This window comes from Staphylococcus sp. EG-SA-14, from assembly GCF_017151935.1.
Classification (GTDB): Bacteria; Bacillota; Bacilli; order Staphylococcales; family Staphylococcaceae; genus Staphylococcus; species Staphylococcus aureus.
The window spans coordinates 24,006-41,878 of the sequence record NZ_JACVZM010000019.1 but is presented as its reverse complement, the minus strand read 5'-3'; the positions used below and the strand labels follow the sequence as shown (position 1 = coordinate 41,878).

Below are 17,873 nucleotides of genomic sequence, written 5' to 3'. Positions count from 1 at the left end.
ATGGGTATTGTATTTAACTATATAGATCCTGTGGCATTTAACTTAGGACCACTGAGTGTACGATGGTATGGAATTATCATTGCTGTCGGAATATTACTTGGTTACTTTGTTGCACAACGTGCACTAGTTAAAGCAGGATTACATAAAGATACTTTAGTAGATATTATTTTTTATAGTGCACTATTTGGATTTATCGCGGCACGAATCTATTTTGTGATTTTCCAATGGCCATATTACGCGGAAAATCCAAGTGAAATTATTAAAATATGGCATGGTGGAATAGCAATACATGGTGGTTTAATAGGTGGCTTTATTGCTGGTGTTATTGTATGTAAAGTGAAAAATTTAAACCCATTTCAAATTGGTGATATCGTTGCGCCAAGTATAATTCTAGCGCAAGGAATTGGACGCTGGGGTAACTTTATGAATCACGAGGCACATGGTGGATCGGTGTCACGCGCTTTTTTAGAACAATTACATTTGCCTAATTTTATAATAGAAAATATGTATATTAACGGCCAATATTATCATCCAACATTCTTATATGAATCCATTTGGGATGTCGCTGGATTTATTATCTTAGTTAATATTCGTAAACATTTAAAATTAGGAGAAACATTCTTTTTATATTTAACTTGGTATTCAATTGGTCGATTTTTTATAGAAGGATTACGTACAGATAGCTTAATGCTCACAAGTAATATTAGAGTTGCACAATTAGTATCAATTCTTTTAATTTTAATAAGTATAAGTTTAATTGTATATAGAAGGATTAAGTATAATCCACCGTTGTATAGCAAAGTTGGGGCGCTTCCATGGCCAACAAAAAAAGTGAAGTAGTGATAGTTTGAGGAAATTTTTATCAAAAACACATCATCATACAAACCCTTTATGGCGTGTATACCGTCTTGTTAAATTTTCGAAAGTTTTTAAGAATGTAATTATCATTGAATTTTCGAAATTTATTCCAAGTATGGTACTGAAAAGACATATATATAAACAACTTTTAAATATTAATATCGGTAATCAATCGTCGATAGCTTATAAAGTAATGTTAGATATTTTTTACCCAGAACTGATTACGATTGGTAGTAACAGTGTTATTGGTTACAATGTAACAATTTTGACGCATGAAGCATTAGTTGATGAATTTCGTTATGGACCAGTGACGATAGGATCTAACACTTTGATTGGTGCAAATGCTACCATTTTACCCGGTATAACGATTGGTGACAATGTAAAAGTTGCAGCTGGTACGGTTGTTTCAAAAGATATACCGGATAATGGATTTGCATATGGCAACCCTATGTATATAAAAATGATTAGGAGGTGACAATTTTATGGCGCAAAAGAATAATAATGTAATTCCAATGACTTTTGATGATGCATTTTATCGTAAAATGGCTAAACAGAAGTTTAAACAAAGAGAATATAAACGAGCTGCTGAATACTTTGAAAAAGTGTTAGAATTGTCACCTGATGATCTGGAAATTCAAATTGATTATGCACAATGTCTAGTGCAACTTGGTATTGCTAAAAAAGCAGAACATTTATTTTATGACAATATTATTTATAATAGGCATCTAGAAGATAGCTTTTATGAATTGAGTCAGCTCAACATTGAAGTTAACGAACCAAACAAGGCATTCTTGTTTGGTATTAATTATGTTATTGTTAGCGACGACCAAGATTATAGAGATGAATTAGATCAAATGTTTGATGTGAAATATCAAAGTGAAGAACAAATTGAACTTGAAGCTCAATTGTTTGTAGTTCAAATACTATTCCAATATCTTTTTTCTCAAGGTCGATTAAAAGATGCAAAGAATTATGTCTTACATCAACCACAAGAAGTTCAAGATCATCGTGTAGTACGTAATTTATTGGCAATGTGTTATTTATATCTCGGTGAATATGATACGGCTAAAGCATTGTACGAAGCACTATTACAAGAGGATAGTACAGATATATATGCATTATGCCATTATACTTTGCTACTTTATAACACTAAGGAAAATGAACAATATCAAAAATATTTAAAAATATTAAACAAAGTTGTACCTATGAATGACGATGAAAGTTTTAAATTAGGTATTGTATTAAGTTATTTAAAGCAGTATCGTGCATCACAACAATTGTTGTACCCTTTATATAAAAAAGGGAAATTTTTATCAATTCAAATGTACAATGCTTTAGCATATAATTATTATTATTTAGGTGAAGAAGACGAAAGTCATTACTACTGGGATAAATTGAAGCAAATTTCTAAAGTGGAAATTGGACATGCGCCTTGGGTAATTGAAAATAGCAAAGAAGTTTTTGACCAACATATTTTGCCATTACTTCAAAGTGATGACAGTCATTATCGTTTATATGGTATTTTTTTATTGGATCAATTAAATGGTAAAGAAATTGTGATGACGGAAAGTATTTGGCAGGTTTTGGAAAATCTAAATAATTATGAGAAATTGTATTTAACGTATTTAGTTCAAGGTTTAACGCTCAATAAATTAGACTTCATTCATCGCGGCTTATTAACGCTTTACCATAATGAATTATTTGTAAGTGAAAATGATGTAATGGTTGCATGGATTAATCAAGGTGAACTCATAATTGCTGAAAAAGTAGATTTAACTGATGTTGAGCCATATATCGGTGCGTTTATTTATTTGTATTTTAAAAATCAACCTCGAAACGTTACAAAGAAGCAAATTACAACATGGTTAGGCATAACACAATATAAACTGAACAAAATGATTGAATTTCTCTTGAGCATATAGATTTATGAAAAGTTAGATTTATTATATAATGCGCATAATGATTAATAATGAGGAGGCGTTAATAAAATGACTGAAATAGATTTTGATATAGCAATTATCGGTGCAGGTCCAGCTGGTATGACTGCTGCAGTATACGCATCACGTGCTAATTTAAAAACAGTTATGATTGAAAGAGGTATTCCAGGCGGTCAAATGGCTAATACAGAAGAAGTAGAGAACTTCCCTGGTTTCGAAATGATTACAGGTCCAGATTTATCTACAAAAATGTTTGAACACGCTAAAAAGTTTGGTGCAGTTTATCAATATGGAGATATTAAATCTGTAGAAGATAAAGGCGAATATAAAGTGATTAACTTTGGTAATAAAGAATTAACAGCGAAAGCGGTTATTATTGCTACAGGTGCAGAATACAAGAAAATTGGTGTTCCGGGTGAACAAGAACTTGGTGGACGCGGTGTAAGTTATTGTGCAGTATGTGATGGTGCATTCTTTAAAAATAAACGCCTATTCGTTATCGGTGGTGGTGATTCAGCAGTAGAAGAGGGAACATTCTTAACTAAATTTGCTGACAAAGTAACAATCGTTCACCGTCGTGATGAGTTACGTGCACAACGTATTTTACAAGATAGAGCATTCAAAAATGATAAAATCGACTTTATTTGGAGTCATACTTTGAAATCAATTAATGAAAAAGACGGCAAAGTGGGTTCTGTGACATTAACGTCTACAAAAGATGGTTCAGAAGAAACACACGAGGCTGATGGTGTATTCATCTATATTGGTATGAAACCATTAACAGCGCCATTTAAAGACTTAGGTATTACGAATGATGTTGGTTATATTGTGACAAAAGATGATATGACAACATCAGTACCAGGTATTTTTGCAGCAGGAGATGTTCGCGACAAAGGTTTACGCCAAATTGTCACTGCTACTGGCGATGGCAGTATTGCAGCGCAAAGTGCAGCGGAATATATTGAACATTTAAACGATCAAGCTTAATTCGAAGTCGAATTAAGATGTTGAGCTGTAAATTATTTGGATATTTATTTTAATAGTGTCATCACATTGTTAAAATAATGTCTTACTTTTAAATTAAAGCAAATTATATAGGAAACTAGAACTTAGTACGTATCATTTGTGCGTTTCAATGAGTTCTAGTTTTTTTATATGTTATATTAAACTTATAACTTTATGGAAGTGGGACAGAAATGATAAAGAGCCACTAATGATTTATTATGTAGTGGTTCTTATACATTAGCCACAGCTAATGTGTACTTAAAAATAGGAATACATGAGTAAAACTCATGCATAAGAAATACTAATTTCTATAGAAAAAGTATTACTTTATCGTTGTCTCACCCCAACTCGCACTGTCTGTAGAAATTGGGAATCCAATTTCTCTTTGTTGGGGCCCCGCCAACTTGCACATTATTGTAAGCTGACTTTTCGTAAGCTTCTGTGTTGGCGCCCACACCCCAACTCGCATTGCCTGTAGAATTTCTTTTCGAAATTCTCTGTGTTGGGGCCCACACCCCAACTTGCATTGTCTGTAGAAATTGGAAATCCAATTTCTCTGTGTTGGGGCCCCTGACTAGAGTTGAAAAAAGCTTGTTGCAAGCGCATTTTCATTCAGTCAACTACTAGCAATATAATATTATAGACCCTAGGACATTGATTTATGTCCCAAGCTCCTTTTAAATGATGTATATTTTTAGAAATTTAATCTAGACATAGTTGGAAATAAATATAAAACATCGTTGCTTAATTTTGTCATAGAACATTTAAATTAACAGCATGAAATTCGTTTTGGCGGTGAAAAAATAATGGATAATAATGAAAAAGAAAAAAGTAAAAGTGAACTATTAGTTGTAACAGGTTTATCTGGCGCAGGTAAATCTTTGGTTATTCAATGTTTAGAAGACATGGGATATTTTTGTGTAGATAATCTACCACCAGTGTTATTACCTAAATTTGTAGAGTTGATGGAACAAGGAAATCCATCCTTAAGAAAAGTGGCAATTGCAATTGATTTAAGAGGTAAGGAACTATTTAATTCATTAGTTGCAGTAGTGGATAAAGTTAAAAGTGAAAGTGACGTCATCATTGATGTTATGTTTTTAGAAGCAAGTACTGAAAAATTAATTTCAAGATATAAGGAAACGCGTCGTGCACATCCTTTGATGGAACAAGGTAAAAGATCCTTAATTAATGCAATTAATGATGAGCGAGAGCATTTGTCTCAAATTAGAAGTATAGCTAATTTTGTTATAGATACTACAAAGTTATCACCTAAAGAATTAAAAGAACGCATTCGTCGATACTATGAAGATGAAGAGTTTGAAACTTTTACAATTAATGTCACAAGTTTCGGTTTTAAACATGGGATTCAGATGGATGCAGATTTAGTATTTGATGTACGATTTTTACCAAATCCATATTATGTAGTAGATTTAAGACCTTTAACAGGATTAGATAAAGACGTTTATAATTATGTTATGAAATGGAAAGAGACGGAGATTTTCTTTGAAAAATTAACTGATTTGTTAGATTTTATGATACCCGGGTATAAAAAAGAAGGGAAATCTCAATTAGTAATTGCCATCGGTTGTACGGGTGGACAACATCGATCTGTAGCATTAGCAGAACGACTAGGTAATTATCTAAATGAAGTATTTGAATATAATGTTTATGTGCATCATAGGGACGCACATATTGAAAGTGGCGAGAAAAAATGAGACAAATAAAAGTTGTACTTATCGGTGGTGGCACTGGCTTATCAGTTATGGCTAGGGGATTAAGAGAATTCCCAATTGATATTACGGCGATTGTAACAGTTGCTGATAATGGTGGGAGTACAGGGAAAATCAGAGATGAAATGGATATACCAGCACCAGGAGACATCAGAAATGTGATTGCAGCTTTAAGTGATTCTGAGTCAGTTTTAAGCCAACTTTTTCAGTATCGCTTTGAAGAAAATCAAATTAGCGGTCACTCATTAGGTAATTTATTAATCGCAGGTATGACTAATATTACGAATGATTTCGGACATGCCATTAAAGCATTAAGTAAAATTTTAAATATTAAAGGTAGAGTCATTCCATCTACAAATACAAGTGTGCAATTAAATGCTGTTATGGAAGATGGAGAAATTGTTTTTGGAGAAACAAATATTCCTAAAAAACATAAAAAAATTGATCGTGTGTTTTTAGAACCTAACGATGTGCAACCAATGGAAGAAGCAATCGATGCTTTAAGGGAAGCAGATTTAATCGTTCTTGGACCAGGGTCATTATATACGAGCGTTATTTCTAACTTATGTGTCAATGGTATTTCAGATGCGTTAATTCATTCTGATGCGCCTAAGCTATATGTTTCTAATGTGATGACGCAACCTGGGGAAACAGATGGTTATAGCGTGAAAGATCATATCGATGCGATTCATAGACAAGCTGGACAACCGTTTATTGATTATGTCATTTGTAGTACACAAACTTTCAATGCTCAAGTTTTGAAAAAATATGAAGAAAAACATTCTAAACCAGTTGAAGTTAATAAGGCTGAACTTGAAAAAGAAAGCATAAATGTAAAAACATCTTCAAATTTAGTTGAAATTTCTGAAAATCATTTAGTAAGACATAATACTAAAGTGTTATCGACAATGATTTATGACATAGCTTTAGAATTAATTAGTACTATTCCTTTCGTACCAAGTGATAAACGTAAATAATATAGAACGTAATCATATTATGATATGATAATAGAGCTGTGTAAAAAAATGAAAATAGACAGTGGTTCTAAGGTGAATCATGTTTTAAATAAGAAAGGAATGACTGTACGATGAGCTTTGCATCAGAAATGAAAAATGAATTAACTAGAATAGACGTCGATGAAATGAATGCAAAAGCAGAGCTCAGTGCACTGATTCGAATGAATGGTGCACTTAGTCTTTCAAATCAACAATTTGTTATAAATGTTCAAACGGAAAATGCAACAACGGCAAGACGTATTTATTCGTTGATTAAACGTGTCTTTAATGTGGAAGTTGAAATATTAGTCCGTAAAAAAATGAAGCTTAAAAAAAATAATATTTATATTTGTCGTACAAAGATGAAAGCGAAAGAAATTCTTGATGAATTAGGAATTTTAAAAGACGGCATTTTTACGCATGAAATTGATCATTCAATGATTCAAGATGATGAAATGAGACGCAGTTACTTGAGAGGAGCTTTTCTGGCAGGTGGCTCAGTGAATAACCCTGAAACATCTTCGTACCATTTGGAAATTTTTTCTCAAAATGAGAGTCATGCAGAAGGCTTAACGAAACTAATGAATAGTTATGAGTTGAATGCCAAACATTTAGAGCGAAAAAAAGGAAGTATTACGTATTTAAAAGAAGCGGAAAAGATTTCGGATTTTCTTAGTTTGATAGGTGGCTATCAAGCGTTATTAAAATTTGAAGACGTACGTATTGTAAGAGATATGCGTAATTCTGTTAACCGACTCGTTAATTGTGAAACGGCAAATCTAAATAAAACAGTTAGTGCTGCGATGAAACAAGTTGAGAGCATTAAATTGATTGATAAAGAAATTGGTATTGAAAATTTACCAGACAGGTTGAGAGAGATTGCTAGAATTCGAGTAGAACATCAAGAAATTTCGTTGAAAGAGCTTGGAGAAATGGTATCAACTGGTCCAATTTCAAAATCAGGTGTAAATCACCGATTAAGAAAACTTAATGATTTAGCCGATAAGATTAGAAATGGTGAACAAATAGAATTATAAGTAAGAAGGTGTTTTTGGTAGTGAATTATCAAAAACACTTTTTTATGTTTAAAAAGTGTTTAATGAATAATAGTCGACTAACTATTAAATTGAGCTGGAAAGTTTAATGAAGGAAATTCAATAACCAAGTGATGACTAATTTTCTCATTAAATAGCATCATATGTATCAATTTGGTCATAAGAAAATATGAATGTGATAATTAATTGAGTCCCTGAAAGTCCCTGATCATAGACAAAAACAAAATCAGCATAAATAAGAATCCCGACATTGCGGGATTCTCTGTATTGAAAAGTATTGTATTTTATTAAAACAGCCTCCTTGAAGGGAATTGAACCCCTATCTTAAGAACCGGAATCTTACGTGTTATCCATTACACCACAAGGAGCAAATATGTAATCATATCTCTGTACTATGAGAAGTAAAATAAGTACAATCTAAAATAGATATTATCAGTTTACAAAGGAAAGAGAAAAGCGTCAAACAATGTAACTATTTAAAGTCAAAGTGTTTGACCAAGTTTGACTTAATATGTAAAATAATGAGTAACAGTTATTACAAGGAGGAAATATAGATGAATTTAATTCCTACAGTTATTGAAACAACAAACCGCGGTGAACGTGCATATGATATATACTCACGTTTATTAAAAGACCGTATTATTATGTTAGGTTCACAAATTGATGACAACGTAGCAAATTCAATCGTATCACAGTTATTATTCTTACAAGCGCAAGACTCAGAGAAAGATATTTATTTATACATTAATTCACCAGGTGGAAGTGTAACAGCTGGTTTTGCGATTTATGATACAATTCAACACATTAAACCTGATGTTCAAACAATTTGTATCGGTATGGCTGCATCAATGGGATCATTCTTATTAGCAGCTGGTGCAAAAGGTAAACGTTTCGCGTTACCAAATGCAGAAGTAATGATTCACCAACCATTAGGTGGTGCTCAAGGACAAGCAACTGAAATCGAAATTGCTGCAAATCACATTTTAAAAACACGTGAAAAATTAAACCGCATTTTATCAGAGCGTACTGGTCAAAGTATTGAAAAAATACAAAAAGACACAGATCGTGATAACTTCTTAACTGCAGAAGAAGCTAAAGAATATGGCTTAATTGATGAAGTGATGGTACCTGAAACAAAATAATTCAAAGTAAAGAGTAGACTAAGCAGTCTGCTCTTTTTGTATGAGTAAACCGAGGTGTCAATAAATTGTTTACTATACTTTGAGCGGAAATATGATTGAATGAAGCTAGTTGAACCGTAACTATATGAAATGTTCCCTTCAAAGTAGACATTGAAAGGAACATTTCAATCCTTTGTTTGTAAGTCGCTCTAGACATTACATTTAGTACATATGTTGTTTCTAATGCTCATTAATGGTATTGATTATTCTTTAATTAAATCTTCAAGTGCCATTTTTAAATTACTATATTTAAATTGGAATCCCAATGCTTGAATTTTATTAGGTAATACTTTTTGAGTATCCAATACTACTGTTGACATTTGACCAAGTATGAGACGCATTGCAAGACTTGGTGCCCAAGTTTCATGGGGCTTATGCATAGCTCTTGCTAAAGTGTAGCCAAATAAATTTTGACGCTCAGGTATAGGTGCAGTTAAATTAAACGGACCACTAGCTGACTCGTTATTTATTAAAAATAAAATAGCTTGAATTAAATCATTGATATGAATCCATGAATACCATTGTTGACCAGAACCTAATTTACCACCAATGTAATATTTGTATGGTAGTTTCATTGTTTGTAACGCACCGCCTTCATTCGATAAAATCATACCGAAACGACCGATGACAACTCGCGTACCTAATTGTTCAAATTGTTGTGCGAAACGTTCCCATTGATACACAATATCTGACAAGAAATCAAATGGTAAAGTTTTATAAACTTCTGTGTAACTCATAAATAAATCAGGAGGATAGTAACCAGTGGCACTAGCATTAAATAAAACTTTAGGTGCTTTATTACGTGATTTAAACAATTCATATAAAGCTTGCGTAGATTGAATTCTACTTAGCATTAGCGTTTGTTTATATTCCGGTGTCCATCGTTTATTCAGTGTAGCACCTGCTAAGTTGATGACCACATCGATATTTTGAGGAACTTTGTGTTCCCACCCAGATTTAGCCCAGTTGACATATGAAATTTTCTTATCATTTGAAATTTGGTCGTGTCGCGTTAATATCGTGATATGTGAATCTGATTTTTTAATTTCATTAACTAATTGAGATCCAACCATACCAGTCCCACCAGTAATTAAGTATTGTTTCATTATCATTCACCCCATGTAATTTTGTATTTAGTTACTATTTAATAATCATTATTGTTGTTCAAAGGTTATACATTATTTAGACAATAATATGTCAATAACTTTTTTTGAATTGTATTTTAATAAAAATGATATAAGTTATAATAAAGGTGTACCTTCGATAACGAATAAACATCTCTTAAAAGTATGTGTAAAACGCTGCATGATACAAACGAAGGTAAAAATTTGACTCCCTTTAGTAGTGGACCCGTACGTTAATCGTGCGGGTCGTTTTTATTTATTTCTTATTCCCATTATACATCAATTTAAAGCATTAATTTTTTAAACAAATTTAAGAATACATAGTAATATAACAATCTAAACATAAAAACTTTTAACACAACACTTAAACCAATGCTTTAATTTTCAATACGTAGCTATAATTTGTTGTAAAATCAAAAAGGTTAAAATGTTAATTTTCAAAAAAAGGCTCAAAATATGTTTGATTTAGTTATTAAATGTTAAGATATATAAGACTACTATTTCTTTGTAAAAATGAATCCGATTTACGAGTGAGTAATAGTGAAGGCAGTTTTAAGTTGAAGAAGGCAAAAAGAGTAAATGTTTATTAATATTTGTAGAAACTAGGTAAACAAATTAGTTGTGAAAATGTTAATGGTTGCGTGATAATTTCTATATTTAAATTAGTTTGAAGTGAGGGAGAGTATGTCGAATCAAAATTACGACTACAATAAAAATGAAGATGGAAGTAAGAAGAAAATGAGTACAACAGCGAAAGTAGTTAGCATTGCGACGGTATTGCTATTACTCGGAGGATTAGTATTTGCAATTTTTGCATATGTAGATCATTCGAATAAAGCTAAAGAACGTATGTTGAACGAACAAAAGCAGGAACAAAAAGAAAAGCGTCAAAAAGAAAATGCAGAAAAAGAGAGAAAGAAAAAGCAACAAGAGGAAAAAGAGCAGAATGAGCTAGATTCACAAGCAAACCAATATCAGCAATTGCCACAGCAGAATCAATATCAATATGTGCCACCTCAGCAACAAGCACCTACAAAGCAACGTCCTGCTAAAGAAGAGAATGATGATAAAGCATCAAAGGATGAGTCGAAAGATAAGGATGACAAAGCATCTCAAGATAAATCAGATGATAATCAGAAGAAAACTGATGATAATAAACAACCAGCTCAGCCTAAACCACAGCCGCAACAACCAACACCAAAGCCAAATAATAATCAACAAAACAATCAATCAAATCAGCAAGCAAAACCACAAGCACCACAACAAAATAGCCAATCAACAACAAATAAACAAAATAATGCTAATGATAAGTAGTATTTAGTCAAACAAAAATGAACCAGTATGACAGACAACACAATTAATTAGGTTGTCTCGAATATTGGTTCTTATTTTTATAATTGTTAATTAGGGGAGAGATGATACTTAAATAGTTAGTTGTTTATTTTACGGATAGTGAAATTTATTTTGAGTGAGGTGGGACAGAAATGATATTTTCGCAAAATTTATTTCGTCGTCTGACCCCAACTTCCACATTATTGTAAGCTGACTTTCCGTCAGCTTCTGTGTTGGGGCCCCGCCAACTTGCACATTATTGTAAGCTGACTTTCCGCCAGCTTCTATGTTGGGGCCCCACCCCAACTTGCATTGCCTGTAGAATTTCATTTCGAAATTCTCTGTGTTGGGGCCCACCCCAACTTGCACATTATTGTAAGCTGACTTTCCGCCAGCTTCTGTGTTGGGGCCCCTGACTTTAATTGAAAAATGCTTGTTACAAGTGCATTTTCGTTCGGTCAACTACTACTAATGTGACTTTTCGGATTCTAGAGCATTGATTTATGTCTTAGTTCAAATAATAAGCAAATGATTAGCGAGTCAGTATAAGGGTATACATTTGACTACAGCGAATAAAATAAAACGTTTTGTTGAATAACAAATCGAAAATATATTGCAAGCGCTTTATCAAATTATTTAGAAAATTTAAGTTTTATGCTTGCAATTTTTGAAATAGAATAGTACTATTGCAAGTGTAAAGAGGTTAATTTTTGTCCCACGCGGGACTTAAAAAGGCAACCACTGGTTGTGACATATCCTTATTTACATTTATAAATATAAGGAGGAGGTAGTAGTGAAAGACTTATTGCAAGCACAGCAAAAGCTTATACCGGATCTCATAGATAAAATGTATAAACGTTTTTCTATTCTTACTACTATCTCAAAAAATCAGCCTGTCGGACGTCGAAGTTTAAGCGAACATATGGATATGACTGAACGTGTACTGCGTTCTGAAACAGATATGCTTAAGAAACAAGATTTGATAAAAGTTAAGCCTACCGGAATGGAAATTACAGCTGAAGGTGAGCAACTGATTTCGCAATTGAAAGGTTACTTTGATATCTATGCAGATGATAATCGTCTGTCAGAAGGTATTAAGAATAAATTTCAAATTAAGGAAGTTCATGTTGTTCCTGGTGATGCTGATAATAGTCAATCTGTTAAAACAGAATTAGGTAGACAAGCAGGTCAATTACTTGAAGGCATATTACAAGAAGACGCGATAGTTGCTGTAACTGGCGGATCCACGATGGCATGTGTTAGTGAAGCAATTCATTTATTACCATATAATGTATTCTTCGTACCAGCCAGAGGTGGACTAGGCGAAAATGTTGTCTTTCAGGCAAACACAATTGCAGCCAGTATGGCACAACAAGCTGGCGGTTATTATACGACGATGTATGTACCTGATAATGTCAGTGAAACAACATATAACACATTGTTGTTAGAGCCATCAGTCATAAACACTTTAGACAAAATTAAACAAGCAAACGTTATATTACACGGCATTGGTGATGCGCTGAAGATGGCGCATCGACGTCAATCACCTGAAAAGGTCATTGAACAACTTCAACATCATCAAGCTGTCGGAGAGGCATTTGGTTATTATTTTGATACACAAGGTCAAATTGTCCATAAGGTTAAAACAATTGGACTTCAATTAGAAGACCTTGAATCAAAAGACTTTATTTTTGCAGTTGCAGGAGGCAAATCGAAAGGTGAAGCAATTAAAGCATACTTGACGATTGCACCCAAGAATACAGTGTTAATCACTGATGAAGCCGCAGCAAAGATAATACTTGAATAAGAGATAAAAAGTTTAATACTTTTTAAATATCATTTTAAAGGAGGCCATTATAATGGCAGTAAAAGTAGCAATTAATGGTTTTGGTAGAATTGGTCGTTTAGCATTCAGAAGAATTCAAGAAGTAGAAGGTCTTGAAGTTGTAGCAGTAAACGACTTAACAGATGACGACATGTTAGCGCATTTATTAAAATATGACACTATGCAAGGTCGTTTCACAGGTGAAGTAGAGGTAGTTGATGGTGGTTTCCGCGTAAATGGTAAAGAAGTTAAATCATTCAGTGAACCAGATGCAAGCAAATTACCTTGGAAAGACTTAAATATCGATGTAGTATTAGAATGTACTGGTTTCTACACTGATAAAGATAAAGCACAAGCTCATATTGAAGCAGGCGCTAAAAAAGTATTAATCTCAGCACCAGCTACTGGTGACTTAAAAACAATCGTATTCAACACAAACCACCAAGAGTTAGACGGTTCTGAAACAGTTGTTTCAGGTGCTTCATGTACTACAAACTCATTAGCACCAGTTGCTAAAGTTTTAAACGATGACTTTGGTTTAGTTGAAGGTTTAATGACTACAATTCACGCTTACACAGGTGATCAAAATACACAAGACGCACCTCACAGAAAAGGTGACAAACGTCGTGCTCGTGCAGCGGCAGAAAACATCATCCCTAACTCAACAGGTGCTGCTAAAGCTATCGGTAAAGTTATTCCTGAAATCGATGGTAAATTAGATGGTGGTGCACAACGTGTTCCTGTAGCTACAGGTTCATTAACTGAATTAACAGTAGTATTAGAAAAACAAGACGTAACAGTTGAACAAGTTAACGAAGCTATGAAAAATGCTTCAAACGAATCATTCGGTTACACTGAAGACGAAATCGTTTCTTCAGACGTTGTAGGTATGACTTACGGTTCATTATTCGACGCTACACAAACTCGTGTAATGTCAGTTGGCGACCGTCAATTAGTTAAAGTTGCAGCTTGGTATGATAACGAAATGTCATATACTGCACAATTAGTTCGTACATTAGCATACTTAGCTGAACTTTCTAAATAATTTTAGTATAGTTTTTTTCAAATACGCTAGTGCTCAGAACTATTTAGCATTAATTAAAGCTTATGAGTAAGCGGGGAGCACAAACGCTTCTCCGCTTATTTTTATATAAAATTTCCTAATTACAAGGAGGAAACACCATGGCTAAAAAAATTGTTTCTGATTTAGATCTTAAAGGTAAAACAGTCCTAGTACGTGCTGATTTTAACGTGCCTTTAAAAGACGGTGAAATTACTAATGACAACCGTATCGTTCAAGCTTTACCTACAATTCAATACATCATCGAACAAGGTGGTAAAATCGTACTATTTTCACATTTAGGTAAAGTGAAAGAAGAAAGTGATAAAGCAAAATTAACTTTACGTCCAGTTGCTGAAGACTTATCTAAGAAATTAGATAAAGAAGTTGTTTTCGTACCAGAAACACGCGGCGAAAAACTTGAGGCTGCTATTAAAGACCTTAAAGAAGGCGACGTATTATTAGTTGAAAATACACGTTATGAAGATTTAGACGGTAAAAAAGAATCTAAAAATGATCCAGAATTAGGTAAATACTGGGCATCTTTAGGTGATGTGTTTGTAAATGATGCTTTTGGTACTGCGCATCGTGAGCATGCATCTAATGTTGGTATTTCTACACATTTAGAAACTGCAGCTGGATTCTTAATGGATAAAGAAATTAAGTTTATTGGTGGCGTAGTTAACGATCCACATAAACCAGTTGTTGCTATTTTAGGTGGAGCAAAAGTATCTGACAAAATTAATGTCATCAAAAACTTAGTTAACATAGCTGATAAAATTATCATCGGCGGAGGTATGGCTTATACTTTCTTAAAAGCGCAAGGTAAAGAAATTGGTATTTCATTATTAGAAGAAGATAAAATCGACTTCGCAAAAGATTTATTAGAAAAACATGGTGATAAAATTGTATTACCAGTAGACACTAAAGTTGCTAAAGAATTTTCTAATGATGCCAAAATTACTGTAGTACCATCTGATTCAATTCCAGCAGACCAAGAAGGTATGGATATTGGACCAAACACTGTAAAATTATTTGCAGATGAATTAGAAGGTGCGCACACTGTTGTATGGAATGGACCTATGGGTGTATTCGAGTTCAGTAACTTTGCACAAGGTACAATTGGTGTATGTAAAGCAATTGCAAACCTTAAAGATGCAATTACGATTATCGGTGGCGGTGATTCAGCTGCAGCAGCAATCTCTTTAGGTTTTGAAAATGACTTCACTCATATTTCAACTGGTGGCGGTGCGTCATTAGAGTACCTAGAAGGTAAAGAATTGCCTGGTATCAAAGCAATCAATAATAAATAATAAAGTGATAGTTTAAAGTGATGTGGCATGTTTGTTTAACATTGTTACGGGAAAACAGTCACAAGATGACATCGTGTTTCATCACTTTTCAAAAATATTTACAAAACAAGGAGTGTCTTTAATGAGAACACCAATTATAGCTGGTAACTGGAAAATGAACAAAACAGTACAAGAAGCAAAAGACTTCGTCAATGCATTGCCAACATTACCAGATTCAAAAGAAGTAGAATCAGTAATTTGTGCACCAGCAATTCAATTAGATGCATTAACTACTGCAGTTAAAGAAGGAAAAGCACAAGGTTTAGAAATCGGTGCTCAAAATACGTATTTCGAAGATAATGGTGCGTTCACAGGTGAAACGTCTCCAGTTGCATTAGCAGATTTAGGCGTTAAATACGTTGTTATCGGTCATTCTGAACGTCGTGAATTATTCCACGAAACAGATGAAGAAATTAACAAAAAAGCGCACGCTATTTTCAAATATGGAATGACTCCAATTATTTGTGTTGGTGAAACAGACGAAGAGCGTGAAAGTGGTAAAGCTAACGATGTTGTAGGTGAGCAAGTTAAGAAAGCTGTTGCAGGTTTATCTGAAGATCAACTTAAATCAGTTGTAATTGCTTATGAGCCAATCTGGGCAATCGGAACTGGTAAATCATCAACATCTGAAGATGCAAATGAAATGTGTGCATTTGTACGTCAAACTATTGCTGACTTATCAAGCAAAGAAGTATCAGAAGCAACTCGTATTCAATATGGTGGTAGTGTTAAACCTAACAACATTAAAGAATACATGGCACAAACTGATATTGATGGGGCATTAGTAGGTGGCGCATCACTTAAAGTTGAAGATTTCGTACAATTGTTAGAAGGTGCAAAATAATCATGGCTAAGAAACCAACTGCGTTAATTATTTTAGATGGTTTTGCGAACCGCGAAAGCGAACATGGTAATGCGGTAAAATTAGCAAACAAGCCTAATTTTGATCGTTATTACAACAAATATCCAACGACTCAAATCGAAGCGAGTGGCTTAGATGTTGGACTACCTGAAGGACAAATGGGTAACTCAGAAGTTGGTCATATGAATATCGGTGCAGGACGTATCGTTTATCAAAGTTTAACTCGAATCAATAAATCAATTGAAGACGGTGATTTCTTTGAAAATGATGTTTTAAATAATGCAATTGCACACGTGAATTCACATGATTCAGCGTTACACATCTTTGGTTTATTGTCTGACGGTGGTGTGCACAGTCATTACAAACATTTATTTGCTTTGTTAGAACTTGCTAAAAAACAAGGTGTTGAAAAAGTTTACGTACACGCATTTTTAGATGGTCGTGACGTAGATCAAAAATCCGCTTTGAAATACATCGAAGAGACTGAAGCTAAATTCAATGAATTAGGCATTGGTCAATTTGCATCTGTGTCTGGTCGTTATTATGCAATGGACCGTGACAAACGTTGGGAACGTGAAGAAAAAGCTTACAATGCTATTCGTAATTTTGATGCCCCAACTTATGCAACTGCCAAAGAAGGTGTAGAAGCAAGCTATAATGAGGGCTTAACTGACGAATTCGTAGTACCATTCATCGTTGAGAATCAAAATGACGGTGTTAATGATGGAGATGCAGTGATCTTCTATAATTTCCGACCTGATAGAGCAGCACAATTATCGGAAATTTTTGCGAACAGAGCATTCGAAGGCTTTAAAGTTGAACAAGTTAAAGACTTATTCTATGCAACATTCACTAAGTATAACGACAATATCGATGCGGCTATCGTTTTCGAAAAAGTTGATTTAAATAATACAATTGGTGAAATTGCACAAAATAACAATTTAACACAATTACGTATTGCAGAAACTGAAAAATATCCTCACGTTACTTACTTTATGAGTGGTGGACGTAACGAGGAATTTAAAGGTGAACGCCGTCGTTTAATTGATTCACCTAAAGTTGCAACGTATGACTTGAAACCAGAAATGAGTGCTTATGAAGTTAAAGATGCATTATTAGAAGAGTTAAATAAAGGTGACTTGGACTTAATTATTTTAAACTTTGCTAACCCTGATATGGTTGGACATAGTGGTATGCTTGAGCCGACAATCAAAGCAATCGAAGCGGTTGATGAATGTTTAGGTGAAGTCGTTGATAAGATTTTAGACATGGACGGTTATGCAATTATTACTGCTGACCATGGTAACTCTGATCAAGTATTGACGGATGATGATCAACCAATGACTACGCATACAACGAACCCAGTACCAGTGATTGTAACAAAAGAAGGCGTTACACTTCGAGAAACTGGTCGCTTAGGTGACTTAGCACCTACATTATTAGATTTATTAAATGTAGAACAACCTGAAGACATGACAGGTGAATCTTTAATTAAACACTAATATTGTAAAAGATGTTAAGTAAACGCTTAATGACACTTATTTTTTGAAAATA

Annotated in this window: 15 protein-coding genes; 14 read left to right on the top strand and 1 reads right to left on the bottom strand. The window is 33.7% G+C overall.

From position 1 onward, the window contains the following. From lgt to clpP, 8 genes are all read left to right on the top strand, one after another. Positions 1–840: a prolipoprotein diacylglyceryl transferase gene (gene lgt, locus IDG63_RS10950; RefSeq protein ID WP_000513308.1), complete on the top strand. Its 840-nt coding sequence runs from the start codon at positions 1–3 to the stop codon at positions 838–840. Positions 841–847: 7 nt separating this feature from the next. Continuing rightward, positions 848–1,333 carry an acyltransferase gene (locus IDG63_RS10945; protein ID WP_001224793.1) on the top strand — a complete coding sequence of 162 codons (486 nt, stop codon included), beginning with the start codon at positions 848–850 and terminating at the stop codon, positions 1,331–1,333. 7 nt (positions 1,334–1,340) lie between these two features. After that, the gene (locus tag IDG63_RS10940; RefSeq protein WP_000057542.1) at positions 1,341–2,780 is read left to right on the top strand and encodes a tetratricopeptide repeat protein; all 1,440 of its coding nucleotides are present in this window, start codon (positions 1,341–1,343) and stop codon (positions 2,778–2,780) included. Between the two features lie 66 nt (positions 2,781–2,846). Then, positions 2,847–3,782, top strand: a complete 936-nt coding sequence (gene trxB, locus IDG63_RS10935; RefSeq protein ID WP_000134963.1) for a thioredoxin-disulfide reductase — start codon at positions 2,847–2,849, stop codon at positions 3,780–3,782. A gap of 824 nt (positions 3,783–4,606) precedes the next feature. Then, a complete protein-coding gene (gene rapZ / locus IDG63_RS10930) occupies positions 4,607–5,518 on the top strand; it encodes an RNase adapter RapZ (RefSeq protein WP_000369722.1) in 912 nt (303 codons plus the stop codon). After that, positions 5,515–6,510 carry a YvcK family protein gene (locus tag IDG63_RS10925; RefSeq protein WP_001248939.1) on the top strand — a complete coding sequence of 332 codons (996 nt, stop codon included), beginning with the start codon at positions 5,515–5,517 and terminating at the stop codon, positions 6,508–6,510. Before rapZ ends, IDG63_RS10925 begins: the two co-directional genes overlap by 4 nt. A 110-nt stretch (positions 6,511–6,620) precedes the next feature. Then, positions 6,621–7,565, top strand: a complete 945-nt coding sequence (gene whiA, locus IDG63_RS10920; protein WP_000006551.1) for a DNA-binding protein WhiA — start codon at positions 6,621–6,623, stop codon at positions 7,563–7,565. A 572-nt stretch (positions 7,566–8,137) separates the two neighbouring features. Then, complete coding sequence (clpP, locus tag IDG63_RS10915) at positions 8,138–8,725, top strand: ATP-dependent Clp endopeptidase proteolytic subunit ClpP (protein WP_001049165.1); 588 nt, start codon at positions 8,138–8,140, stop codon at positions 8,723–8,725. Between the two features lie 242 nt (positions 8,726–8,967). Here the strand turns inward: clpP and IDG63_RS10910 are convergent, their stop codons facing one another. Further along, a complete protein-coding gene (locus tag IDG63_RS10910) occupies positions 8,968–9,870 on the bottom strand; it encodes a TIGR01777 family oxidoreductase (RefSeq protein ID WP_000816304.1) in 903 nt (300 codons plus the stop codon). A 702-nt stretch (positions 9,871–10,572) separates the two neighbouring features. Between IDG63_RS10910 and IDG63_RS10905 the strand changes: the two genes are divergently transcribed. The 6 genes from IDG63_RS10905 (at position 10,573) to gpmI (ending at position 17,821) form a co-directional block, all read left to right on the top strand. Then, entirely contained in the window at positions 10,573–11,202 is a 630-nt protein-coding gene (locus tag IDG63_RS10905) for a DUF4887 domain-containing protein (protein ID WP_000070826.1), read from the top strand. 811 nt (positions 11,203–12,013) lie between these two features. Continuing rightward, positions 12,014–13,027 (top strand): sugar-binding transcriptional regulator, encoded by a 1,014-nt coding sequence (locus IDG63_RS10900; RefSeq protein WP_000654030.1) that lies wholly within the window; start codon positions 12,014–12,016, stop codon positions 13,025–13,027. 52 nt (positions 13,028–13,079) lie between these two features. After that, positions 13,080–14,090 (top strand): type I glyceraldehyde-3-phosphate dehydrogenase, encoded by a 1,011-nt coding sequence (gene gap, locus IDG63_RS10895; protein ID WP_000279414.1) that lies wholly within the window; start codon positions 13,080–13,082, stop codon positions 14,088–14,090. 137 nt (positions 14,091–14,227) lie between these two features. Continuing rightward, positions 14,228–15,418: a phosphoglycerate kinase gene (locus tag IDG63_RS10890; protein WP_001074749.1), complete on the top strand. Its 1,191-nt coding sequence runs from the start codon at positions 14,228–14,230 to the stop codon at positions 15,416–15,418. A gap of 121 nt (positions 15,419–15,539) precedes the next feature. After that, positions 15,540–16,301 carry a triose-phosphate isomerase gene (tpiA, locus tag IDG63_RS10885; RefSeq protein WP_001260098.1) on the top strand — a complete coding sequence of 254 codons (762 nt, stop codon included), beginning with the start codon at positions 15,540–15,542 and terminating at the stop codon, positions 16,299–16,301. A gap of 2 nt (positions 16,302–16,303) precedes the next feature. Further along, complete coding sequence (gene gpmI / locus IDG63_RS10880) at positions 16,304–17,821, top strand: 2,3-bisphosphoglycerate-independent phosphoglycerate mutase (protein WP_001085505.1); 1,518 nt, start codon at positions 16,304–16,306, stop codon at positions 17,819–17,821. Positions 17,822–17,873 lie beyond the last annotated feature (52 nt).

Excerpts from the sequence above, each read along its gene's own strand:
- IDG63_RS10940 (WP_000057542.1), top strand. The coding sequence starts at position 1,341 with ATGGCGCAAAAGAATAATAATGTAATTCCAATGACTTTTGATGATGCA.
- IDG63_RS10910 (WP_000816304.1), bottom strand. The coding sequence starts at position 9,870 with ATGAAACAATACTTAATTACTGGTGGGACTGGTATGGTTGGATCTCAA.
- tpiA (WP_001260098.1), top strand. The coding sequence starts at position 15,540 with ATGAGAACACCAATTATAGCTGGTAACTGGAAAATGAACAAAACAGTA.
- lgt (WP_000513308.1), top strand. The coding sequence starts at position 1 with ATGGGTATTGTATTTAACTATATAGATCCTGTGGCATTTAACTTAGGA.
- gpmI (WP_001085505.1), top strand. The coding sequence starts at position 16,304 with ATGGCTAAGAAACCAACTGCGTTAATTATTTTAGATGGTTTTGCGAAC.
- whiA (WP_000006551.1), top strand. The coding sequence starts at position 6,621 with ATGAGCTTTGCATCAGAAATGAAAAATGAATTAACTAGAATAGACGTC.
- IDG63_RS10890 (WP_001074749.1), top strand. The coding sequence starts at position 14,228 with ATGGCTAAAAAAATTGTTTCTGATTTAGATCTTAAAGGTAAAACAGTC.
- rapZ (WP_000369722.1), top strand. The coding sequence starts at position 4,607 with ATGGATAATAATGAAAAAGAAAAAAGTAAAAGTGAACTATTAGTTGTA.
- trxB (WP_000134963.1), top strand. The coding sequence starts at position 2,847 with ATGACTGAAATAGATTTTGATATAGCAATTATCGGTGCAGGTCCAGCT.
- gap (WP_000279414.1), top strand. The coding sequence starts at position 13,080 with ATGGCAGTAAAAGTAGCAATTAATGGTTTTGGTAGAATTGGTCGTTTA.
- IDG63_RS10925 (WP_001248939.1), top strand. The coding sequence starts at position 5,515 with ATGAGACAAATAAAAGTTGTACTTATCGGTGGTGGCACTGGCTTATCA.
- IDG63_RS10905 (WP_000070826.1), top strand. The coding sequence starts at position 10,573 with ATGTCGAATCAAAATTACGACTACAATAAAAATGAAGATGGAAGTAAG.
- clpP (WP_001049165.1), top strand. The coding sequence starts at position 8,138 with ATGAATTTAATTCCTACAGTTATTGAAACAACAAACCGCGGTGAACGT.